The sequence below is a fragment of the Pseudomonas sp. PA-5-4B genome, assembly GCF_021606215.1.
In the GTDB taxonomy this organism is placed as follows: Bacteria; Pseudomonadota; Gammaproteobacteria; order Pseudomonadales; family Pseudomonadaceae; genus Aquipseudomonas; species Aquipseudomonas edaphica.
Genome location: NZ_WKDB01000016.1, coordinates 66,107 through 87,035 on the forward strand (window position 1 = coordinate 66,107; position 20,929 = coordinate 87,035).

General features: G+C 60.9%; 19 protein-coding genes and 1 pseudogene. 9 read left to right on the forward strand and 11 right to left on the reverse strand.

Annotated elements, in window-relative coordinates:
* Nucleotides 1-148 precede the first annotated feature (148 nt).
* The 7 genes and pseudogenes from GIW28_RS10370 to GIW28_RS10400 form a co-directional block, all read right to left on the reverse strand.
* On the reverse strand, nucleotides 149-1,363 hold the full coding sequence (locus tag GIW28_RS10370) for a DUF3426 domain-containing protein (protein ID WP_236446644.1): 1,215 nt from the start codon (nucleotides 1,361-1,363) through the stop codon (nucleotides 149-151).
* 30 nt (nucleotides 1,364-1,393) lie between these two features.
* Entirely contained in the window at nucleotides 1,394-2,272 is an 879-nt protein-coding gene (prmA, locus tag GIW28_RS10375; protein WP_017136746.1) for a 50S ribosomal protein L11 methyltransferase, read from the reverse strand.
* Between the two features lie 198 nt (nucleotides 2,273-2,470).
* Nucleotides 2,471-3,832 (reverse strand): acetyl-CoA carboxylase biotin carboxylase subunit, encoded by a 1,362-nt coding sequence (gene accC, locus GIW28_RS10380; RefSeq protein WP_017136745.1) that lies wholly within the window; start codon nucleotides 3,830-3,832, stop codon nucleotides 2,471-2,473.
* A gap of 17 nt (nucleotides 3,833-3,849) precedes the next feature.
* Nucleotides 3,850-4,311 carry an acetyl-CoA carboxylase biotin carboxyl carrier protein gene (gene accB / locus GIW28_RS10385; protein WP_017136744.1) on the reverse strand — a complete coding sequence of 154 codons (462 nt, stop codon included), beginning with the start codon at nucleotides 4,309-4,311 and terminating at the stop codon, nucleotides 3,850-3,852.
* A gap of 24 nt (nucleotides 4,312-4,335) precedes the next feature.
* The gene (gene aroQ / locus GIW28_RS10390; protein WP_017136743.1) at nucleotides 4,336-4,791 is read right to left on the reverse strand and encodes a type II 3-dehydroquinate dehydratase; all 456 of its coding nucleotides are present in this window, start codon (nucleotides 4,789-4,791) and stop codon (nucleotides 4,336-4,338) included.
* A gap of 272 nt (nucleotides 4,792-5,063) precedes the next feature.
* Nucleotides 5,064-5,579 (reverse strand): annotated as a pseudogene (locus GIW28_RS30775) (methyl-accepting chemotaxis protein); the annotation flags it as partial.
* A gap of 1,499 nt (nucleotides 5,580-7,078) precedes the next feature.
* On the reverse strand, nucleotides 7,079-8,749 hold the full coding sequence (locus GIW28_RS10400) for a response regulator (protein WP_017136741.1): 1,671 nt from the start codon (nucleotides 8,747-8,749) through the stop codon (nucleotides 7,079-7,081).
* Nucleotides 8,750-9,138: 389 nt separating this feature from the next.
* On the opposite strand from GIW28_RS10400, the gene GIW28_RS10405 reads away from it, so the two are divergent.
* The 5 genes from GIW28_RS10405 (at nucleotide 9,139) to GIW28_RS10425 (ending at nucleotide 14,392) form a co-directional block, all read left to right on the forward strand.
* Entirely contained in the window at nucleotides 9,139-10,116 is a 978-nt protein-coding gene (locus GIW28_RS10405) for a DUF2333 family protein (protein ID WP_370589438.1), read from the forward strand.
* A 2-nt stretch (nucleotides 10,117-10,118) separates the two neighbouring features.
* On the forward strand, nucleotides 10,119-10,655 hold the full coding sequence (locus GIW28_RS10410; RefSeq protein ID WP_026013681.1) for an NUDIX hydrolase: 537 nt from the start codon (nucleotides 10,119-10,121) through the stop codon (nucleotides 10,653-10,655).
* A 194-nt stretch (nucleotides 10,656-10,849) separates the two neighbouring features.
* Entirely contained in the window at nucleotides 10,850-11,221 is a 372-nt protein-coding gene (locus GIW28_RS10415; protein WP_012722004.1) for a translation initiation factor Sui1, read from the forward strand.
* Nucleotides 11,222-11,433: 212 nt separating this feature from the next.
* Nucleotides 11,434-13,347 carry an arginine decarboxylase gene (gene speA / locus GIW28_RS10420; RefSeq protein WP_017136738.1) on the forward strand — a complete coding sequence of 638 codons (1,914 nt, stop codon included), beginning with the start codon at nucleotides 11,434-11,436 and terminating at the stop codon, nucleotides 13,345-13,347.
* 181 nt (nucleotides 13,348-13,528) lie between these two features.
* The gene (locus tag GIW28_RS10425; protein WP_017136737.1) at nucleotides 13,529-14,392 is read left to right on the forward strand and encodes an alpha/beta hydrolase; all 864 of its coding nucleotides are present in this window, start codon (nucleotides 13,529-13,531) and stop codon (nucleotides 14,390-14,392) included.
* Between the two features lie 8 nt (nucleotides 14,393-14,400).
* Here the strand turns inward: GIW28_RS10425 and GIW28_RS10430 are convergent, their stop codons facing one another.
* From GIW28_RS10430 to GIW28_RS10445, 4 genes are all read right to left on the reverse strand, one after another.
* A complete protein-coding gene (locus GIW28_RS10430) occupies nucleotides 14,401-14,829 on the reverse strand; it encodes a hypothetical protein (protein ID WP_099548141.1) in 429 nt (142 codons plus the stop codon).
* 130 nt (nucleotides 14,830-14,959) lie between these two features.
* Nucleotides 14,960-16,492 (reverse strand): M91 family zinc metallopeptidase, encoded by a 1,533-nt coding sequence (locus tag GIW28_RS10435; RefSeq protein ID WP_236446646.1) that lies wholly within the window; start codon nucleotides 16,490-16,492, stop codon nucleotides 14,960-14,962.
* Nucleotides 16,493-16,616: 124 nt separating this feature from the next.
* The gene (locus GIW28_RS10440; RefSeq protein WP_017136734.1) at nucleotides 16,617-17,966 is read right to left on the reverse strand and encodes an MATE family efflux transporter; all 1,350 of its coding nucleotides are present in this window, start codon (nucleotides 17,964-17,966) and stop codon (nucleotides 16,617-16,619) included.
* Nucleotides 17,967-17,969: 3 nt separating this feature from the next.
* Nucleotides 17,970-18,263 carry a hypothetical protein gene (locus GIW28_RS10445; protein WP_017136733.1) on the reverse strand — a complete coding sequence of 98 codons (294 nt, stop codon included), beginning with the start codon at nucleotides 18,261-18,263 and terminating at the stop codon, nucleotides 17,970-17,972.
* Nucleotides 18,264-18,417: 154 nt separating this feature from the next.
* Between GIW28_RS10445 and GIW28_RS10450 the strand changes: the two genes are divergently transcribed.
* Genes GIW28_RS10450 through GIW28_RS10465 form a run of 4 tightly spaced genes read left to right on the forward strand, consistent with a single transcriptional unit; the run spans nucleotide 18,418 to nucleotide 20,698 of the window.
* Entirely contained in the window at nucleotides 18,418-18,726 is a 309-nt protein-coding gene (locus GIW28_RS10450; RefSeq protein ID WP_017136732.1) for a MazG-like family protein, read from the forward strand.
* Nucleotides 18,719-19,468, forward strand: coding sequence for a methyltransferase (locus GIW28_RS10455; protein ID WP_017136731.1), 750 nt, complete (start codon nucleotides 18,719-18,721; stop codon nucleotides 19,466-19,468). Before GIW28_RS10450 ends, GIW28_RS10455 begins: the two co-directional genes overlap by 8 nt.
* Before the next feature lie 24 nt (nucleotides 19,469-19,492).
* Nucleotides 19,493-20,095 carry a DUF4136 domain-containing protein gene (locus GIW28_RS10460; protein WP_138452494.1) on the forward strand — a complete coding sequence of 201 codons (603 nt, stop codon included), beginning with the start codon at nucleotides 19,493-19,495 and terminating at the stop codon, nucleotides 20,093-20,095.
* A 45-nt stretch (nucleotides 20,096-20,140) separates the two neighbouring features.
* Entirely contained in the window at nucleotides 20,141-20,698 is a 558-nt protein-coding gene (locus tag GIW28_RS10465) for a DUF4136 domain-containing protein (protein ID WP_099548144.1), read from the forward strand.
* Nucleotides 20,699-20,929 lie beyond the last annotated feature (231 nt).

Below are 20,929 nucleotides of genomic sequence, written 5' to 3' on the forward strand. Positions count from 1 at the left end.
GAAAAAGGGTTGGCATGATACCCGCTCTCGATGACTGGATAAAGGCTGAATTGGATAAAATCTGAACAGTTATTTCTTTATCGCCGCCGGTTTGGTTGCGCAGCGCAAAGTCAATAATTTGCCGTCAAACCTCAGAGCCTGCGCCGGTTCACTCGGGCGAGTGAAAACTCAGGCTGTAATTCACCGCTTTATTGCCTGGGTCAAGGATATCCAGGGAGATGTGGATCGGTGTCTGCGATGGCATTTCGCTGACGCCGGCCAATTCGCCGCTCAGGTATTCGCCGGGTTTGAAGCGACGACTGGCGATCAGATTGCCGTTCATGTCGGCGAAACGCAGTTCCAGCAACGGAAAGGGCTGCGAAAACGTCGCCCGGTTATAGATGATCGCATCCACCACCAGCGCCCCGGCAAACTCCGGGTTGCTGCGCACCACCAGGTTGCTGCTCTTGATATGGGCGATATCGACCCGCGACGGCACCGTGCAACCCAGTGACGGGCATAGCTGCTGAAACCATGGGCGGTAGGCATCCTGGCGGGCCAGGTCGTCGAATTGATACGCGATGTACTGGCCTGCAAGGCCTGCGGCGGCGATCAGCACCAGCAGCATCCAGATCAGGCGGCGGCCCCAGCCGGACGGGCGCTTTTGGGCGTAAAGGTGCAGCGGGTCGTCTTCCAGGTCCTGGAGTACGTCATCGTGAACACTTGCCTCGGGGCGCGCGCGCTTGCGACGCGGTTGCGGGCGATCTTCGGGTTCCGGTTCGTCCAGGGCCTGGGTCAAGGGCGTGAACGGCGGGTCGATATCGTCATCTTCAACGTGGGGCGCCGAGCGTAGTGGCGGTTCATCGTCGATGTCGTCAAGGCGAAACGACATGGAGGGTTCGGTGCGCTGGCGTGTCGCAGTGGCCGGCTCTGGCTCTGGCTCGTCCTCGGGCGCTGGGGTGCGCTCCTCGGGCGGTTCACTGAACAGGCTGGCGGCCCACTGTTCTTCTTCGGCCTTGGCAGTGCCGCGCGTAGCGCTCAGGGCATCTTCAGGCTGGCGACGGTCAGCGGGTGCCTGACGACGCTCCAGCTTGGCCAGTTCTTCGTCCAGGTCCAGGTTGTCCAGGTCCAGTTCTTCGGCGTTCCACTGCTTCTGGCTGATGGCCCGTGGGGCCTCGGCGGTCGGCTCAGTGGCCTTCTCGGCAACGGCCGGCTGCTCAGGCGCAGGCACCTGGCCGCGCTGCTCCAGCAACTGGCGAGCGGCGTTGAACACTTGCAGGCACGAGCCGCAGCGCACCACGCCGCGGGCCACACTCAGTTGTGCGTGGCTGACGCGAAAACGGGCTTGGCAGTGTGGGCACTGGGTGACGAAACTGTCGGTCATGCGGCCATCCGATTCAGGCAAGCGCTCATTCTAGCGCCGACGACCACTGATGCGTACCCAGCCATCACGGTTGGCGATCGGGTCCAGTTCGAAATCCTTGGCGTAGGCAGCGGCCACGTCTTCGCCTTGCTCGGCGAGGATGCCCGACAGCGCCAGGCGCCCGCCCGGCTTGACCAGGCTCGACAGCTGCGGCGCCAACGACACCAGCGGGCCGGCGAGGATATTGGCCACCAGCACATCGGCCTGCACCTGGGGCAAATCTTCCGGCAGGTAGAGTGGGAATTTGCCTTCAGCAATGTTATTGCGCCCGGCGTTATCACGGGAAGCTTCCAGGGCTTGTACGTCGATATCGGTGCCGACCGCTTCCTTGGCGCCCAGCAGCAGCGCGGCAATCGCCAGGATCCCTGAGCCGCAGCCGAAATCCAGCACGTTGCAGTCGCTCAGGTCCTGGCCGTCCAGCCATTCCAGGCACAGCGCGGTGGTAGGGTGGGTGCCGGTGCCGAACGCCAGGCCCGGGTCCAGCAGCAAGTTGACGGCATTCGGCTCAGGCGCGGCGTGCCAGCTTGGCACGATCCACAGGCGCTGGCCGAAACGCATCGGCTGGAAGTTGTCCATCCAGCTGCGTTCCCAATCCTGGTCTTCGATCACTTCGCTGTGGTGCTCGGGCAGCGGGCTGCCGGTGAGCAGTTCCATGTGGGCCAGCACGGCGGCGGCATCGGTGCCGTCTTCGAACAGGGCCAGCAGATGGGTGTGGGACCACAGCGGCGTGGTATTGAGTTCCGGTTCGAAGATCGGCTGGTCTTCGGCGTCCATGAAGGTCACCGACACGGCGCCGACTTCGAGGAAAGCGTCTTCGTAGGTTTCGGCTTGTTCTGGGCTGATGGCGAGACGGACTTGCAGCCAAGGCATGGCGGGCACCTTTGAAAAAATGAGTGTGCGACGGCTGGGTCGCGAAAGCGCGCAAGTTTACGCGAGCGGCGAGTTTGTGGCGAGCGGGCTTATGTGGGAGCCAGCTCCCACACAAGCCCGCACACATGGGGGCGGCGGTGTTCTTGCGGGCCCACAAACAACAAAGCCGCCCGAAGGCGGCTTTGTTGGGTGGAGCACTTACTGGTTGGCCAGCTTGTGTTCCAGGTAGTGAATGTTCACACCACCTTCGCAGAAGCCTTCATCGCGTACCAGATCCCGATGCAGCGGGATGTTGGTCTTGATGCCGTCTACCACGATTTCGTCCAGGGCATTGCGCATACGGGCCATGGCCTCGTCGCGGGTGGCGCCCCAGGTGATCAGCTTGCCGATCAGCGAGTCGTAGTTGGACGGAACCTTGTAGCCGCTGTACAGGTGCGAATCCACACGCACGCCGTTGCCGCCCGGCGCGTGGAAATGCTTGACCAGGCCAGGGCTTGGGATAAAGGTTTTCGGGTCTTCGGCGTTGATCCGGCACTCCAGGGAGTGGCCGTGGATCTTGACGTCGTCCTGGGTGAAGGACAGCACGTTGCCGGCGGCGATGCTCAGCATCTCCTTGACGATGTCGATACCGGTGACCATCTCCGAAACCGGATGCTCTACCTGCACACGAGTGTTCATCTCGATGAAGTAGAAGCGGCCGTTCTCGTAGAGGAACTCAAAGGTACCGGCGCCACGGTAGTTGATGTCGATGCACGCCTTGACGCAGCGAGCCAGTACTTCCTGGCGCGCGGTTTCGTCCAGGCCCGGTGCCGGTGCCTCTTCCAGTACCTTCTGGTGACGACGTTGCAGCGAGCAATCGCGGTCGCCCAGGTGGATGGCGTGGCCCTGGCCGTCGGACAGTACCTGCACTTCCACGTGACGTGGGTTGGTCAGGTACTTCTCCAGGTAGACCATCGGGTTGCCGAACCAGGCAGCCGCTTCGGAGCGGGTCTGCTTGGCAGCTTCGATCAGGTCTTCTTCTTTGTGCACCACACGCATGCCGCGACCACCACCGCCACCGGCGGCCTTGATGATCACCGGGTAACCGACTTCGCGACCAATGCGCAGGGCGGTTGCCTCGTCTTCCGGCAGTGGGCCGTCGGAACCTGGAACGGTTGGCACGCCGGCTGCGATCATGGCGTCCTTGGCCGAAACCTTGTCGCCCATCAGGCGGATGGTTTCGGCTTTAGGGCCGATAAAGGCGAAGCCGGATTTTTCCACCTGTTCGGCGAAATCGGCGTTTTCCGCGAGGAAGCCGTAGCCTGGGTGGATGCCATCAGCGCCGGTCACTTCAGCGGCCGCGATGATGTTCGAGACTTTCAGGTACGAGTTCGTGGCCAGTGGCGGGCCGATGCAAATGCTTTCGTCCGCCAGTTTCACGTGCATCAATTCGGTATCGGCCGTCGAGTAAACAGCGACGGTCTTGATGCCCTCTTCCTTACAGGCGCGCAGGATACGCAGCGCGATCTCGCCGCGGTTGGCGATCAGGACTTTTTGCAGTTTCTTCGCAGGTTTCAACATCGAAGGCGCTCCGCGGTTCAAACGATGGTGAACAGCGGCTGGTCGTACTCAACCGGCTGACCGTTTTCTACCAGGATGGATTCGATGACGCCGGCTTTTTCAGCGGTGATGTGGTTCATCATTTTCATCGCTTCAACGATGCAGATGGTGTCGCCCACTTTCACGGTTGCGCCGACTTCAACGAAGGCTGGCGAGGTCGGTGCCGGGGTGCGGTAGAAAGTACCGACCATTGGCGACTTGACCACGAAGCCGTTCAGCGCAGGCGCGGCTGGGGCGGCAGGTGCAGCGGCAGCAGCCGGGGCGGCGGCAGGTGCGGCAGCCGGAGCAGGTGCTTGCATCTGTGGCGCGTAGAACTGTTGAGCCGGGGTCTTGCTGTGGCGGCTGATCCGTACGGACTCTTCGCCTTCCTTGATTTCCAGCTCGTCGATACCGGATTCTTCCAGCAGTTCGATCAGTTTCTTAACTTTACGGATATCCATGAATCATCAACTCCCAAGGGTCGGTCAGGGGCGCTTGGCCGGTTGTTCAAGTTGTTCCAGGGCGGCCTCCAGGGCCAGTCGGTAACCGCTGGCGCCAAGGCCGCAGATCACACCTACTGCTACGTCGGAGAAGTAGGAGTGATGGCGGAAAGCTTCGCGTTTGTGCACGTTCGACAAATGCACTTCGATAAATGGGATGCTCACCGCCAGCAGCGCGTCACGTAATGCAACACTTGTATGCGTAAAAGCGGCGGGATTGATCAGGATAAAGTCCACGCCTTCGCCACGCGCGGCATGGATGCGATCAATCAATTCGTACTCGGCATTGCTTTGCAGGTACAGCAAATGGTGGCCGGCTTCACGCGCCCGGCGTTCCAGATCAAGGTTGATCTGTTCCAGGGTCACCGCCCCGTAGACACCCGGTTCACGGGTACCGAGCAGGTTCAGGTTGGGTCCGTGAAGAACCAGTAAGGTCGCCATCGGCTGTTCCTTGTTATTGATGTGGGTGCGTCAGAACCCGGCGACTATGCCGCAAAGCCTTTGTGACTGTCCAGTTCTATGCAGTAGGCGGCACGATTAGCGATGATTGCGCAAAATTTGTGACTGTGAGGCTGGATTTGGTCAGTGATTGATCGTTCCCACGCTCCGCGTGGGAATGCCGCCCCGGACGCTCCGAGTCCCGCTCTAAAGTCGTGACGCGGAGCGTCACAGGATGCATGACCACGCAGAGCGTGGGCACGATCTCGATCGCATTAGACGCGAAACGCTTGCACGGCAGTGTTCAGTTGCCCACCCAGTTCCAACAGATGCTCACCCTGGCTGCGGCCTTGGCCGATTCGCAGCAGATTATCCTCGCCCAGCTGGTGAATCCGCTCGCTGTTGTCACGAATCTCACTGACGGCGCCACTCTGCTGCGCGGTCACATCGGCGATGCGCACGGCAGTGTCGGAAATGGTCTGGATCGCCCCGACGATTTCATCCAGCGCGCCGTCGGCCGCCTGGGCCTGCTGGGCGGTGGCTTCGGCGTGTTCGACCTGCGCGCGCATGCCCTGCACCGACTGATGGGCGGCGCTTTGCAGGCCGGTGATCAAACCCTGGATTTCAGCGGTGGCGCCCGCCGTGCGCTGGGCCAGGGTGCGCACTTCGTCAGCCACCACGGCAAACCCACGCCCGGCTTCCCCGGCGCGCGCAGCCTCGATGGCGGCGTTGAGGGCCAGCAGGTTGGTCTGGTCGGCAATCGAGCGAATCACGGTGAGCACGCCGCCGATGGTGGCGGATTCTTCCGCGAGTTTCTCGATCATCTGCGCATTTTGCTGCACTTCACCCACCAGTGCGTGCAAGCCGGTGAGGCTCAGGCCGATCACCCGTTGGCCCTGTTCCACGGCCAGGCCTGCACTGCGGCTGGCACCGGCGGCCTGGCTGGCATCGCCGGCCACTTGCTGAATGGTGGCTTCCAGCTCGCCCAGGGAATCGCGGATCTGCGCGGTATCGCCGGCCTGACGCTCGGCCCCGTCGTGCAGGCCACTGCTCAGCTCGGCCAGGGCGCGGCTGCTGCCGGCGACTTGTTCGGCATTTGCGCGAATGGTGCCCACCAGGTCCACCAGGTAAGCGCGCAAGCGGTTCAGCGAGGCTTCAATATCGTGCAGTTCGCGGTTGGTCTTGCCCAGCGCAATCGGCTGGCTGAAATCACCTTCGGCCCAGGTCGACAGGGCGGGCGCGAGGTTGGTCAGCACCCGCGCCAGGCGCCGTTGCAGGGTGTCGATCAGCAGGGCAATCAGCAGGATCAGGCCGATCATCACGCCTTGTAACAGGCGAACTTCGCCCTGGATCCTGGCGTGTTGGGCGCGTACCACCGGCTCCAGGCCGGAGATGGCCTGTTGCACGGCGGCGATTTTTAAATGAGTGGCGGCGGCCAGTGCGGTGCGCTGCTGGATTTGCTCGCGGGTACGCTTGAGTTCGGCGGGGTAGCGGGTCAACAGGCTGTTGAGTTCGCGCTTGAGGTCGACCCCGGTGTCCTGAACTTCGGCTTTCTCGCTGTTTTCCAGGCCCATCATGGCGGAAAAATCATCGGCGCTGGATTCACTGCTGGCCTTGACACCAAGCAATGGCAACCCCGCCAACACGTCGGCCTGAGTGCGGATACTGGCGACCTCGCGCTCCACGTCATCGGCCAACTCCGCGCGCCCGCTGCTGACCAGTTTGTCGCGGGCCAGGGACAGTTTGCCCAGGTGCTGGGACGCGGCCAGCAAGGGCGGCAGGTAGCGAGCGGCGTCTGGTGAGTTGACGCCCGTGGCGTATTGGCTCAGTTGCTCAAGGTTCGCGCCCAGCTCACGTTCGGCTTGCAGCAACAGGGCTTGCGGGTCGCCCGCCAGTTTGCCGGCGGCGAGCAGGTCGGTTTTGCTGAAGGTGTCCAGATCCACCAGGCTGGGGCGCAGGTTTTGCCCAAGTTCTGCCGGCAATTCGTCAAGGTGCTGCAACAGGTTTTCCAGGCTTTGACTGGCGCTGCTCAAACGCAGGGCATCGCCGCTGGAGAGGTAATCATCAATGTTGCGTGCGGCCTGGTTCTGAAAGGTCTGCGACAGGCCCAGGTAGCGTTCCATCAGCAGATAAGGCCGTTCCAGCGCACGTTGCGACCACCATAGCGTCGCTCCAAGGGCCAGGCACACGGCCACCAGCAGAAGGGTATTGAGATTGGTCAGCAGCTTCAGGCGCATGCGTGGTTTCAACCGACAGCAAAAGATAAGTGCCTGAAGTTATTGCGTTTCCATTACAAAGTTATGACGGATTCGGTGGATTCCGGTGAAAAGGTGGCACTTTGCTTTGATGTACGAGCGGCTTGCACGCGGTTGCGTCCTGCGTCCTTGGCGCGGTACAGCGCCTCGTCGGCCTGGGCAGCCATCATCAGGCTGTCGGAGCCGTCGCACAGCTCTACCAGCCCGGCGCTGAAGGTGCACCATAAATCCTGCGGCTGGGCCGGATAGTGAATTTCGGCAAAGCGCCCACGGATTTCGTCCAATACCTTGCAGGCCGACTCCAGGTCGGTGTCGGGCATCACGATGGCGAACTCTTCGCCGCCGTAGCGCCCGATGTAGTCGGTCTTGCGCAGGCGTTGCTTGAGAAACAGCGCCAGGCTCTTGATCACGCGGTCGCCCATGGGGTGGCCGTGGCTGTCGTTGACGCGCTTGAAGTGGTCGATGTCGAGCATCGCAAAGCTCAGTGGCTTGTTCTCGCGGCGGGCGCGGAAGCTGCAGTCTTCGAGCAATTGCAGGATATGGGTGTGGTTGTACAACCCGGTCAGGCTGTCGCGCACCATTCGCGCCTTGAGGTTACGGGCACGGGCGGCTCGGTTGCGCACGGTGGTGATCAGGTGGCGCGGCTTGATCGGCTTGGTGAGGAAGTCGTCGCCGCCTTCGCTCATGGCGTCCAGTTGTTTATCCAGGTCGTCTTCGGCCGACAGGTAGATAATCGGTACACTGACGTACCGGTCGTTGTGGCGAATCACCTTGGCCAGTTCGGTGCCGGTACAGGCAGGCATATACATGTCGAGGATGATCAGGTCCGGCTGGAAATCCGCCAGTTCGGCCATGGCCTGGATCGGTTCGATCAAGGTGCGCGTGACGATGCCGGCGCTGTTGAGCAGGCGCTCGGTGTGCAGCGCTTGTGCCCGCGAGTCATCGATGATCAGCACTTTATAAGGTTCGTACTGCGCGACGCAGGTCAGCACTTCAATCTTTTCCAAGAGGCTCGACGCTTCCAGGGTGCCGGTGAGGAACTCCTGGCCACCGGCGCGCACGGCGGCCAGGCGCGTTGGCGTGTCGGTTTCGTGCAAGCTGAAAAACAGCAGCGGCAGCTTTTGCTCGAGGCCTTCCTGGGCTTCGGCGGCCAGCTTGAGGCCCAGGCCCGCCCCGCAGAAGTCCACATCCATCACAATCGCCGACGGCAGGCGCTCTGCGAGGGAGGCACGAAACGCCGGCACACTGTCCAGGGACTGGGCGCTCATGCCAAAGAATTCCAACTGTTTGGCCAGGCGTTCGGCGCGGTCGTGATCGGCCAGCATCACGTAGATGGGCTTGCGCATCGGCGGCAGTAAGGTTTGTTCCAGCTGATCACCCTGGCGCAGACCGGTGCGGGACAGGCGTTGCATCAGGCGGTTGAGTTCGGTGATGACCTGGCTGCTCAGCCGGCCGCGATTTTCGTCCACCACCTTGAGCGATTCGCCGATGTGTCGTGCCAGCTGGCCGTGTTCCGGCTGTTCGAAACGCTCGGCAAAGCGCAGCAGGCGCAGGTTGGCTTCGCTGAGTTCGGACAAATCGGTGTTCGACCATTCGCTGCGTTGCAGGCGTTGCCAGATCTCAAGAATTTGACGTGCCTGATGAATTACCCGCTGGGCAAAATGGTGCTTGAGACGCTCACGGCTGGGGTCTTCTGGCTCGGTCATATCCTGACTACTAGTGAGGGTGCATGCTGAGGTCGACTGATGGCTCTATGCTAGCACCTCTTTTCTGTTGCATGAGTGTCATACGTCAATTAAGTGCAAGTCTTGGGGATTCAGTTACCGACCCAATGGTCACGCTGCGTAAAAAGCGTGCATCCTTTATAGTCGAACGTCTCCCACCTGCCACTTTCGGTTAAAAGCCCCGCGCCGATGGGCACGATGGGGTAGGGTTGTGGTCGGAGTGTTTGACCGCACCCGGACAATTGACGTGCATGAACTCAAGTGATTGAAAGGATATCGCCATGCTGGACTGGAAAAACCGTGCAGGCAGTGCCAAAGGCCCCGCCCCTGAGCCAAAGTCGACCCAACGCGGCTACTTTCGTAACCTGCTGATGAGCAAAGCGCTGCTCAGCGTGCTGGCCTTGTACCTGTTGGTCACCGGCGGCCTGGGTTGGTACTGGAGCGAAGAGCCGGCGCTGTTCCCGGTCCAGCAAAACGCCCAGCTTGCCGCCGAGAAGGAAGGCAAGCAGATGGTGATTGGCTACACCACCGTCGAAACCCTCAAGACCGTGGTCGGCACCTTGCTGAACAAGCCTGGTGGCTACATTTCCAACGACCGTTTCCCGCCAGGCCTGTGGATGGATAACATGCCGAGCTGGGAATATGGCGTGCTGGTGCAGGTGCGTGACCTGACCCGCGCCTTGCGTAAAGACTTCGCCCGTTCACAGTCGCAGTCGGCTGAAGACGCGGACCTGGCCAAGGCTGAACCGCGCTTTAACTTCGACAACAAGAGCTGGGTGCTGCCGTCCAGCGAGTCGGAATACCAGGAAGGCATCAACTCCCTGAGCCGCTACGAGGCACGACTGTCCGACCCGAACCAGAAGGGCGCGCTGTTCTATGCCCGCGCCGACAACCTGAACAACTGGCTGGGTGATGTCGCCACGCGCCTGGGTTCGTTGTCGCAACGCCTGTCGGCCAGTGTGGGTCGGGTGAAGCTCAACACCGCACTGAAAACCGAGGCCCTGGCGCCGGGTGAAGTGCCGCAGGTCGATGAAGAAGTGGTGGAAACCCCATGGATGCAGATCGACAACGTGTTCTACGAAGCCCGTGGCCAGGCGTGGGCCTTGTCTCACCTGTTGCGCGCGATTGAAGTCGACTTCGCCGACGTGCTGGCCAAGAAAAACGCCACCGTCAGCGTGCGTCAGATCATTCGCGAGTTGGAAGCCTCGCAGGAGCCGGTGTGGAGCCCTATGATTCTTAACGGCAGTGGCTTTGGCATCCTCGCCAACCACTCGCTGGTCATGGCCAATTATATTTCCCGGGCAAACGCTGCAGTGATCGACTTGCGTCAGCTCCTCAACCAAGGGTAATGATGGACGCTTCTCAAAAGGAGGTCGCACACCGTGAGGCCTCTGATGCTGAACTGATCTGCTGGGTGGACGAGCAGGACAACCTGCTCGGCGACCTTGTCAGGTCCGACCTGCGCCAGCGCGGCCTGATCGGCCGTTGCACCTTTATCTTCCTGTTCAACTCCGCCGGTGAACTGTGTGTGCACCGACGCACCCTGAGCAAAGCCCTGTATCCCGGCTTTTGGGACACGGCGGCAGGTGGCATGGTGGCGGCGGGCGAGACCTACGCGGTTTCGGCTGCCCGTGAGCTGGAAGAAGAACTCGGCGTGGGCGGTGTGGAACTGGTCGAGCACGACCACTTCTACTTTGAGGAGGAGGGCAGCCGGCTGTGGTGCAAATCTTACTCGGCAGTCTGGGATGGCCCATTGCGCTTGCAGCCCGAGGAGGTCATGGAAGCGCGGTTTCTGCCCCTTGAAACGGTCCTGCAGGAAGCTCAACAAAAGCCTTACTGCCCGGATGCTCAAGAGGGCTTGCGGCGCTATCTGGCCTCACGTCGCTAAAGTTGCATAAATTGGCGCTATTTGGCTCTTAGCAAGCCGGCTTTTTGCCGTTACACTGCGCGCCTTTTCACCCGAACCGCCTTGGCGTTTCGGTAGCGCTGCCCCTGCCTGAGTGGGGCTTCGCGGTCGGTAAGCTGCCTTTTGTAACGAGAGCCGGGTTCCGATCAGTCTTTGTCCTCCCAAGAGGATTGCCGGTGGCCAAAAAAGCCGCATCCTTCGCCGCCCTTGGTGGCCTGGTATTTTCCACCGACGCAGGTCGACACTGCCCGGACTGTCGTCAGCCCGTGGATTCGTGTACCTGCAAACAGACCCTGATCCCTGAAGGCGACGGCATTGCCCGCGTACGACGCGAGAGCAAAGGCCGTGGCGGCAAGACGGTGACTACCATCACTGGCGTGCCCTTGGCTGAAGAAGCCCTGAAGGAACTGGCTACCACGCTGAAAAAGCGCTGTGGCACCGGTGGCGCGTTGAAAGACGGTGTCATCGAGATCCAGGGTGATCACGTCGAGTTGCTGTTGGCCGAGCTGATCAAGCTGGGTTACAAAGCGAAGAAATCCGGCGGCTAGCAGCCTCTGTGAAACCCACCCCGATGGCCCTTTGCTGAACGCGAACTGTCGTCTCCATGGTTTTCACAGAGCCTGTTCCTGACCGGTGTCTAAACTCTGTCCTGCGAGTGGGGTCTACCTTCCTTACAGGCAAATCGTCATTTTCATTCTTTAGACTTCGCCAGCCTTGCAAGAAGGGCGTGGTGATCTTCGACTTTATATAGGGGACTTCGATGTCCGTACGACGCACACGCAAAGACGATGGCAGCCAATGGACAGTTGCGGACAGCCGCAGTGTTTATGGGATTCGCCATTGGGGGGCCGGGTATTTCGCGATCAATGATGCCGGTCGCGTTGAAGTCCGTCCGAACGGCCCGAACAGCACACCGGTTGATCTGTACGAGCAAGTTGACGAGCTGCGCAAAAGCGGTTTGTCCTTGCCGCTGCTGGTGCGTTTTCCCGACATCCTGCAAGACCGTGTACGCCAGCTGACCGGTGCGTTCGATTCGAACATCGAGCGCCTGGAATACCAGAGCAAGTACACCGCACTGTACCCGATCAAGGTGAACCAGCAGGAAGCGGTGATCGAGAACATCATCGCCACCCAGAACGTGTCGATCGGCCTGGAAGCCGGCTCCAAGCCCGAGCTGCTGGCCGTGCTGGCCCTGGCACCCAAGGGCGGCACCATCGTCTGCAACGGTTACAAGGACCGTGAGTTCATCCGCCTCGCGCTGATGGGCCAGAAGCTTGGTCACAATGTGTTTATCGTGATCGAGAAAGAATCCGAAGTCGGCCTGGTGATCGAAGAGGCTGCGAGCCTCAAGGTCAAGCCGCAGGTTGGCCTGCGTGTGCGTTTGTCGTCGCTGGCGTCGAGCAAATGGGCCGACACCGGTGGCGAGAAGTCCAAGTTCGGTTTGTCGGCGGCGCAATTGCTGTCGGTGGTCGAGCGCTTCCGCGCTGCCGGCCTGGACCAGGGCATCCGCCTGCTGCACTTTCATATGGGTTCGCAGATCGCCAACCTGGCCGACTACCAGCACGGTTTCAAGGAAGCCATTCGTTACTACGGCGAATTGCGCAACCTCGGCCTGCCGGTCGATCACATCGATGTGGGCGGTGGCCTGGGCGTGGACTACGACGGCACGCACTCGCGTAACGCCAGTTCGATCAACTACGACATGGACGATTACGCCGGTGTGGTCGTGGGCATGCTCAAGGAATTCTGCGACGCGCAGAGCCTGCCGCACCCGCACATCTTCTCCGAAAGCGGCCGCTCCCTGACCGCCCACCACGCCATGCTGGTGGTGCAGGTCACCGACGTCGAAAAACACAACGACGACGTGCCGCAGATCGAGAACAAGGAAAGCCTGCCGGAAACCGTGCAATGGCTGGTGGACCTGCTGGGCCCGACCGACATCGAGATGGTCACCGAGACGTATTGGCGCGCCACTCACTACATGAGCGACGTGGCCACCCAGTACGCCGACGGCAAGCTGACCCTGGCCGAAAAAGCCCTGGCCGAACAGTGCTACTTCGCTGTGTGCCGCCGCCTGCACAACTCGCTCAAAGCCCGCCAGCGCTCGCATCGCCAAGTGCTGGATGAGCTCAACGACAAGCTGGCCGACAAATACATCTGCAACTTCTCGGTGTTCCAGAGCCTGCCGGACACCTGGGCCATCGGCCAGGTGCTGCCGATTCTGCCGCTGCACCGTCTCGACGAAGAGCCGCTGCGCCGCGCCGTGCTGCAAGACCTGACCTGCGACTCCGACGGCAAGATCAAGCAATACGTCGACGAGCAGAGCATCGAGACCAGCCTGCCGGTGCATGGCTTGAACGAAGGTGAAGACTACTTGCTGGGCATCTTCCTGGTGGGCGCTTACCAGGAAATTCTCGGTGACATGCACAACCTGTTCGGTGACACCGACTCGGTAAACATCTACCAGCGTGAAGACGGTTCGGTGTACAGCGCCGGGATCGAGACCCACGACACCATCGAAGACATGCTGCGCTACGTGCACTTGTCGCCGGAGGAGTTGATGACGCACTACCGCGACAAGTGCGCCAGCGCGAAGATCAGTGCCAGCGAGCGTACGCAGTTCCTGGATGCGTTGCGTCTGGGGCTGACGCGTTCGTCCTACCTGTCCTCGTAAGTACACTGCTCCCAGGCTGACAAGGATCTCAAAGTGACTGAGATCCAGTGTGGGAGCGGGCTTGCCCGCGATGGCGGTGTATCAGTCCGCACATTCAGGGCTGACACACCGCCATCGCAGGCAAGCCAGCTCCCACATTTGGATTTTCGTTTGGTCGTACCTTCTGTGTGAGGTCTGAACGATGTCGAGCAAATGGCTGCAAGCGTTAACCCTGGCAGTCGCCGCATTCCTCTCGGCCTGCTCGCCGATCAAAGTGCTCAACGCACTGACCCCTTCCAGCACGTTCACCAAAACCTCATCGATTGCCTACGGCCCTGACCCGCGCCAGAGGCTCGATGTCTATCGCCCTGTCACCGCCTTGCCCAACGCCCCGGTCGTGGTGTTTTTCTACGGCGGCAGCTGGAACAGCGGCTCCAAGGATGATTACGGTTTCGTTGGCGAAGCCCTGGCTTCACGCGGCATTGTGGTGGTCGTCGCGGACTACCGGCTCTATCCGCAAGTGCGTTACCCCGCTTTTCTCCAGGACGGCGCCCAAGCGGTGGCCTGGACTCATCAGCACATCGCCGAATATGGCGCCGACCCCAAGCAGCTCTACCTGATGGGCCATAGCTCCGGCGCGTACAACGCCTCGATGCTGGCGCTGGATGCGCGTTGGCTCAAAGAAGTGAACCTGTCACCCTCGATGCTCAAGGGTTGGATCGGCCTGGCCGGGCCTTATGACTTCCTGCCGATTGAAAACCGCGATGTGCGCCCTGTGTTTTTCTTCCCGGACTCACCGCCCGATTCCCAGCCGATCAACCACGTCAGTCATGATGCACCGCCGAGCCTGTTGATCGCCTCGCAGAGCGACACGCTGGTCAACCCCACACGCAACACGGGCGGGCTGGCGAAAAAGCTGCACGAAGCGGGGGTGCCGGTCGAGGCGTTTTATTTCACCAGAACCAGCCACGCGACATTAGTGGCATCCATTGCCAAGCCATTGCGCTGGCTGGCGCCGGTGCTGGATCGGGTCACGGCGTTTATTCGCTCCACTCCAGGCCAGTGAGGCTGGCTTTACCGGATTATCAGGGTGTACTGCGCTGAGCTCTCGGGGCTGGTTTCCTCCAGCGCTACAGACTGCAGCGTGTTTTGCGCTGAAGGGCTGACTGTCAGACTAGCGCTATTGTCCATCAGTGTTCGACCCTGGGGTGGCAGCGTCGCTCTTATGCCTTGTTGTGTCACGAAGAAGTGGAAATCCGTTTGATTCCAAACCTCCACGCCTTTCTGGATGGCGGGCTGCGCTGGGAGTGTTGACGGAGCGTCGTCCAGTTTGAGTGTCCATTCGCCCGTGTCCGGAGTGACGGGGGGAACCTGAACGGACGGCTCGGCGACGGCTTCGACAGGGGGCTTGGCTTGTTTCTTCTTGGACGAGCGAATAACAGCGGCGGCGATCAATGCGACCACTATCAACGCGCCGATAAGCAAGTAGGTGTTGTTACTCATGTGGGTTCTTCCTTGAGTGCAATAAGATCGCAGCCTTAAGCTGAAGGCTCTTCAGCGGCGATCTCCATTCAACGCCGGAAAGTCGGGTTTGTAACCTGTGAGAACTGACAGGTTGGCTCCCGCCCATTGATTAAACTGCGTGCGGCGCCTCATCCCATAGGTAGCGATCACGCAAGGGCACGCCCATTTCCTGGCGTAGCGCATTCTCGGTGAAGGGCGATGGATTGAGGGTGGTTGGCCGGGTGAGCGGGTTGTTGTCGTGATCGAACAGCTCCCCGTCCTCAATGGCGAGGCCGAGTGCTTGGTACTCGACGTTATTAACGAAAACCGGCTGACCGTAGCGCTCAATGGGGTTTCCATCGAGGCCAAAAGCCTGTTGGTTTCCGGGTTGGTAGGTGCCAGTGGCGCCATTGAAGGCATGGGCCAACTCGTGCTGGAGTGCAAGCATCGGTGTGGTCGACAGCTGTTGGCCGAAGTGGAAGGTTTGAAGCTCTATTTCGGCGTGAGTGGCGACTGCACCGGCCACCTCATTTTTGATGTAGCCCAATTCTGATTCGCTTTGAAACTGCGAAGTTTGCCAAGCGGAAAGCGCGTCGCTGTAGGCGTTGCGGAAGTAGTAGTAACTGGCGTTCATGTCGGCAGACTCTCGCAGGGTGACGGGAGACCTTATGTCGTCCACGAAGTCGTCCATTTGCTCAAGCATCCGCTGGCCGACAGGCGAACCTCGAAGCTGGTCGAGAACGTCTTGCACGGCGTCGATGAACTCGGGTTTGCCTTCTATCTTCAGCCCTTTTCTCCCGACGTCCTTGACCTCCATAAACGTGACGTTTGAAGGCCCATTGTGATGAATCTTGTCGGACGCTTTGGCGTAAATGCGATCTTTTTTACTCGTGGAGTGAATCACGTCATGGCCTGCGCCTGCGTAAAACGTGGTCTTGCGGGCGCCCACCAGTTTATCGTCGCCGCGGCCTCCATTTAAAACGTTGATGCCTGCGCCTGCATACAGCTGGTCATTGCCTTGGTCGCCGTTCAAATACACCAGTCGGTGATTGGCGCCCTTGCCTGCATGCAGCACGTCATTGCCTTTGCCACCCCTCAGCACGGCACTGCCCGTGCCTGCGCGCATCCGATCATCGCCGTCACCACCCAAGGCGATTCCGCCGCCGCTACCCAGGTGAATGGAGTCGTTGCCGCTGCCGCCATTGACCCGTGCATAGCCGGCGCCGGTCTTGACCCGGTCATTGCCGTCGCCCGTGATGATCCGAACAGGTGCCTTAACGCCAGGGCCAATGACCACCGAGTCATTTCCGCCCTGGGTCTCAATATTTATCATGTGCAGGTCTGTGCTTTCGGGCATTGGGAAGGGGTAGGTTTTCCCATTGATGATGGCCGTCAATGTCCTGCTGTCATGGGCTGTGATCTTTATATTGTCTGCCTGATCGCCGGTGACGATGTGAGTCATGCTGGCTGAGTGATAGTTGCCGGCACTGTCTTGCCAGGTTTCCACTTCGCGTTTGATCAGTACATTGGCTTCGTTGAACAACGTATGTGTCTGTTGCCCAATGTCAGGCGTGGGTGCCGACGGGCTGGGCGTTTCAGGCTGGGGTGCCAATGTCGGAGCGTCGGATGCGCCGAGGGGAATGCGGGGAAGTACTGTGTTCACGCAGGCTCCTGTTTCCTTCTGGCTCGCGAGAGTGGGCCAGGCGGATCCTCTGTGGTTGTAGCCCTTGCAAAGGCTCCACGCGCAGTTGTGAGTTTTTCTTACGCTGCAAACCGGCCATTCTTTACTAACGGGCGCTGAGCCAGCGGTCCTGTTTGTTCAGGCGCCAGGCAATTGCCCACAGTGTCAGGCTGCGCAGGGCCATGAACAGCAGGAAGGTGACCCACAGCCCATGATTGCCCAAGCCCTGCAAGGCCCATGCGAATGGCAGCACAATCACCACCGTCAACAGCATGCCGTTACGCATTTCCCGCGCGCGGGTTGCACCGATAAACAGGCCGTCCAGTAAATAGCTCCACACCGCAATCAACGGCAGTACGGCCAGGTAAGGCAGGTAGATATCGGCGGTTTCGCGCACGCTGGGGATATCGGTTTGCATGGCGATAAACAAGTGCCCGGCGAAGGTGAACAGCAGGGCGAACCCTAGGCTGGCGATCAATGACCAGCCACAAGCGACCACCAGCGAGCGGCGCAATGCCTGGCGATCATGGGCGCCGATGGCGTGCCCGCACAGCGCTTCGACTGCGTGGGCCAGACCGTCGAGGGCGTGGGCCGTCAACAGCAGACCATTGAGCAGCAGCGCATTGGCCGCCACGGTGGCATCGCCCAGGCGTGCGCCTTGCACCGTGATCATGAAAAACACCGACTGCAGCGCCAGGCTACGGATAAAAATATCGCGGTTCACCGCCAACAGCGGCCGCCAGCTTTGCCACCGCTGCAAAGCGGCCCAGGCGATATGCCCGGGATACGCGCGCAGGGCTTTTTGCGTGAGGGCCAGGCCGAGCAGGGCGCCGGTCCATTCGGCGATAACGGAGGCGCGTGCTGAGCCGACCACACCCCAATCCAGACCGAGTACAAACCACAGGTTCAAGGCGATGTTGACCAGGTTGGTGGTCAGCAGGATAGCCAGTGGTGCGCGGGCATTTTGCGTGCCGAGGAACCAGCCGACCAAGGCATAGCTGGCCAGCGCGGCGGGCAGGCCGAACAAGCGGGTGTGGAAAAAATCGCGGGTCAGTTGGTTCAGCTCGGGCGAGGGCTGCATCCACTCCAGGGCCAGATGGCTCAGCGGAATGCCCACCGTGCCCAGCAGCATGGCCAGCCCCAGCGCCAGCAACAAACCTTGCAGCAGGATTTGCCTGAGCGCCGCGCCATCCCCGCGCCCGGCGGCTTGTGCGGCAAACCCGGTGGAACCCATGCGCAGAAAGCCCATGGCCCAGGCCAGGAAGGTATACAGGCTGGCGCCCACGGCCACAGCGCCCAGTTGATGGGCGTGGGGCAGGTGGCCGATGACCATGCTGTCCACCAGGGCCACCAGCGGCACCGAGATGTTCGACAAGATCATCGGCGCCGCCAATGCCCAGACGCGGCGATGGGTGCGGCGGTCGCGCCAATCTGTCAGCAGGGTGAGTGTTTTCAAGTATTAATGCACAACCCAGCTGAGCAACCACAAACCCAGCATCAACCAGATAATTCCCATAATGATCGAGGCGCGCATAAACGCACGCACCGCCGAGTACAGCAACATCAACCCGATGATGAGGGCGGCGATGCTGATGATCGAGGTGTCCATGCCCAATGTGCGCGACAGGCCTTCAATAAAGTTGCCGCCCGCGTGGGTCAAGGCGCCGAACAGCCCGCTGAGCCCGTCGACGATAAAGCGGATGACGGACCCCAGTGCCTGGCCCAACCATTCGAAAAAGCTTTCTACCTGCATGTGTGTGTCCTGATGAAGAGGTGGGCGTCGCTGAGCCTTTGGTCGTTATTACACCAAGCGAGTTCCCTTTTAGCATAGAGGTTTACGCGTTACAGGGATTCACTTGCCTTCGCCCGGCATCCGCCCGAAGCTATACACCTTCAGGAGCCCCCGCATGAACCTCGAACACCTCACCGAACGCTTGCACCGTATTCGCGATACCAACGACTGGAAGCGCTTCCACAGCCCTAAAAACTTGGCCATGGCCGCCAGTGTGGAAATGTCCGAGCTGGTGGAAATATTCCAGTGGCTGACCGAAGACCAGTCGCGCCAACTGCCGGCGGACAAACTCACCCACGCCGGGCAGGAAGTCGGCGATATCGTGCTGTACCTGCTGTTGCTGTGCAGTGAGCTGGGCCTGGACATGAACGAAGTGGTACGCGCCAAACTGGCCGACAGCGAACGGCGGTTTGCCCATGAGTGACCGTCACTTCGACCAGTTGGCCACGCGCTTTGCCGAAAAGATCTACGGTGGCGCCAAAGGCGCGATCCGCCTGGCGGTGTTGCAGGCCGACCTGACTGAAGCCTTGCCCGAGCGCCCTTTGCGCGTGCTGGATATCGGCGCGGGCCTGGGGCATATGTCGCTGTGGCTGGCCGAGCGTGGCCATCAAGTGACCCTGGCCGAGCCCGCCGAGCCGATGCTTGAAGGCGCCCGTCAGCGGTTTGCCGACGCCGGGCAGACCGCGACTTTTATCCATGCGCCCTGGCAGCAATTGCTCGGCCAACTCACCGAGCCCTACGACCTGGTCCTGTGCCACGCCGTGCTCGAATGGCTGGCCGAACCTCACGCGATCCTGCCGGTGCTGCACCAGCTCACGGTGCCCGGCGGCTGGTTGTCGCTGGCGTTCTACAACCGTGATGCGCTGATTTACCGCAACCTGCTCAAAGGCCACTTCCGCAAAATGCGCAAGAACGACATGGCCGGCGAGAAGCAGAGCCTTACCCCGCAACAACCGCTCGACCCACGGGAACTGGCGGCGCAACTCGAGGGGCTTTGGCAGGTCGAAAGCCAAAGTGGCGTGCGGGTGTTCCACGACTATATGCCGATGGAATTCCAGGCCCGCGCCAATCTGCAGGACTTGTTGGAGATGGAACTCGCTCACCGTCGTCACCCAAGCTTTGCCGGACTTGGGCGTTATTTGCACTGGATCTGCCGTCCGGTTTAAGCGGCCCAGTCTGCGGAGGTCGAAATGCGTCGTCTCTGTTTGATCCTGTTATCCCTCGGCTTGGGTGCCTGTTCCACGCCCAACCCCTACGTGGCCGCCTCGGTGCCGATGCCACCGGCTCCGGCCCAGGCGGCGAACACCTTTGATGCCAGCGCCTACCCGGCGCCGATGCGCGACTATGGCGCCTACCGCAGTTGGGGCTGGCTTAACGGCCAGTTGCCCGCGGGGACGGCCTGGGCGGATTCGGCGCAAATAGCCGAAGCGGTCAGCGGCGCTCTAGATCAGCGCGGCTTGCGCCCTTTGCATGACAGCCGCGCCCCCGACCTGCTGGTAACCGCCGACGTGCGTCTGGAAAAACGCCTGCGCCAGGTGCAGGACGACTATGGCTACGGCTACGGTGGCTATAACCGCTATGGCAATGGCTACGGCATGTACAACACGGTGCCGGTGGTACGCACCTATGAAGTGACAGTTGCGGTGGCCCGCGTGAGCCTGTTCGATGCCCGCACGCGCCAGCCGGTATGGAGCACCAGCGCCGAAACCACCAGCCAGGGTAGCCTGAGCGAACGCGCTGATGCGTTGCGCGAAGCGATGCAGAAGGCAATGAGCGCTTATCCACCCAGTTAGCAGCTATTCTCATCTCAGGCTTATTCCATTTTTTGGAGAACCCCCATGCTTCGTCGCCTTGCTGCACTCGCTGTAGTGGTCTTGTTGAGTGGCTGCCAGACCAGCCAGGTCAACCATGACTTTGATGCCAGCCGCGATTTTGGCGCGTACCGCAACTGGGCCTGGAAAGACCCTGCCCTGCAATACCGCCCGGATGATCCACGGATCAAGAGCGACCTCACCGAGCAACGCATTCGCCAGGCCGTGGGCGAGCAACTCGACCAGCGCGGCCTGCGCCCCGCAGCCGCAGGCACCAGGGCCGACCTGAATGTACAGGCCTACCTGATCGTCGAAGAGCGCCAGCAACAAGTCACCACCAACTACGGCGGCGCCTGGGGCGGCCCGTGGAATGGCTACTGGGGCGGGCCGATGTACAACGAAACGCGCAACATCACCTACAAAGTGGCGACCATCCAGATCGACCTGCTCGACGGCAAGGACGGCAAACTGGTATGGCGTGGCAGCGACGAGCAGATGATGGCCAGCACGCCGAACCCGCAGGATCGCAGTGATGCCATTCGCAGCACGGTGACCAGGATCCTCTCCAACTACCCTCCGCACTAAAGACCACCGCCAAACCCTGTGGGAGCGGGCTTGCCCGCGATAGCGGTCTGTCAGTCACCGATGCACTGACTGATCCACCGCCATCGTGGCACAGGTATCTACACAACGTTTGAAGGCAGCCAATTTCTCCTGTGGCGAGCAGGCTTGTCCTGCGTTGGGTCGCGAAGCAGCCCCAAACCCGGACGCTGAGTTCTTTCAGGAAAACTGCAGTGCCTATACTGGGGCCGCTTC

What these genes read in the sequence shown, in the direction of transcription:
- GIW28_RS10425 (WP_017136737.1), top strand. Translation starts at nt 13,529, where the DNA reads ATGTCGAGCAAATGGCTGCAAGCGTTAACCCTGGCAGTCGCCGCATTC.
- accC (WP_017136745.1), bottom strand. Translation starts at nt 3,832, where the DNA reads ATGTTGAAACCTGCGAAGAAACTGCAAAAAGTCCTGATCGCCAACCGC.
- GIW28_RS10460 (WP_138452494.1), top strand. Translation starts at nt 19,493, where the DNA reads ATGCGTCGTCTCTGTTTGATCCTGTTATCCCTCGGCTTGGGTGCCTGT.
- speA (WP_017136738.1), top strand. Translation starts at nt 11,434, where the DNA reads ATGTCCGTACGACGCACACGCAAAGACGATGGCAGCCAATGGACAGTT.
- GIW28_RS10450 (WP_017136732.1), top strand. Translation starts at nt 18,418, where the DNA reads ATGAACCTCGAACACCTCACCGAACGCTTGCACCGTATTCGCGATACC.
- aroQ (WP_017136743.1), bottom strand. Translation starts at nt 4,791, where the DNA reads ATGGCGACCTTACTGGTTCTTCACGGACCCAACCTGAACCTGCTCGGT.
- GIW28_RS10370 (WP_236446644.1), bottom strand. Translation starts at nt 1,363, where the DNA reads ATGACCGACAGTTTCGTCACCCAGTGCCCACACTGCCAAGCCCGTTTT.
- GIW28_RS10400 (WP_017136741.1), bottom strand. Translation starts at nt 8,749, where the DNA reads ATGACCGAGCCAGAAGACCCCAGCCGTGAGCGTCTCAAGCACCATTTT.
- GIW28_RS10445 (WP_017136733.1), bottom strand. Translation starts at nt 18,263, where the DNA reads ATGCAGGTAGAAAGCTTTTTCGAATGGTTGGGCCAGGCACTGGGGTCC.
- GIW28_RS10430 (WP_099548141.1), bottom strand. Translation starts at nt 14,829, where the DNA reads ATGAGTAACAACACCTACTTGCTTATCGGCGCGTTGATAGTGGTCGCA.
- accB (WP_017136744.1), bottom strand. Translation starts at nt 4,311, where the DNA reads ATGGATATCCGTAAAGTTAAGAAACTGATCGAACTGCTGGAAGAATCC.
- GIW28_RS10465 (WP_099548144.1), top strand. Translation starts at nt 20,141, where the DNA reads ATGCTTCGTCGCCTTGCTGCACTCGCTGTAGTGGTCTTGTTGAGTGGC.
- prmA (WP_017136746.1), bottom strand. Translation starts at nt 2,272, where the DNA reads ATGCCTTGGCTGCAAGTCCGTCTCGCCATCAGCCCAGAACAAGCCGAA.
- GIW28_RS10410 (WP_026013681.1), top strand. Translation starts at nt 10,119, where the DNA reads ATGGACGCTTCTCAAAAGGAGGTCGCACACCGTGAGGCCTCTGATGCT.
- GIW28_RS10405 (WP_370589438.1), top strand. Translation starts at nt 9,139, where the DNA reads ATGAGCAAAGCGCTGCTCAGCGTGCTGGCCTTGTACCTGTTGGTCACC.
- GIW28_RS10455 (WP_017136731.1), top strand. Translation starts at nt 18,719, where the DNA reads ATGAGTGACCGTCACTTCGACCAGTTGGCCACGCGCTTTGCCGAAAAG.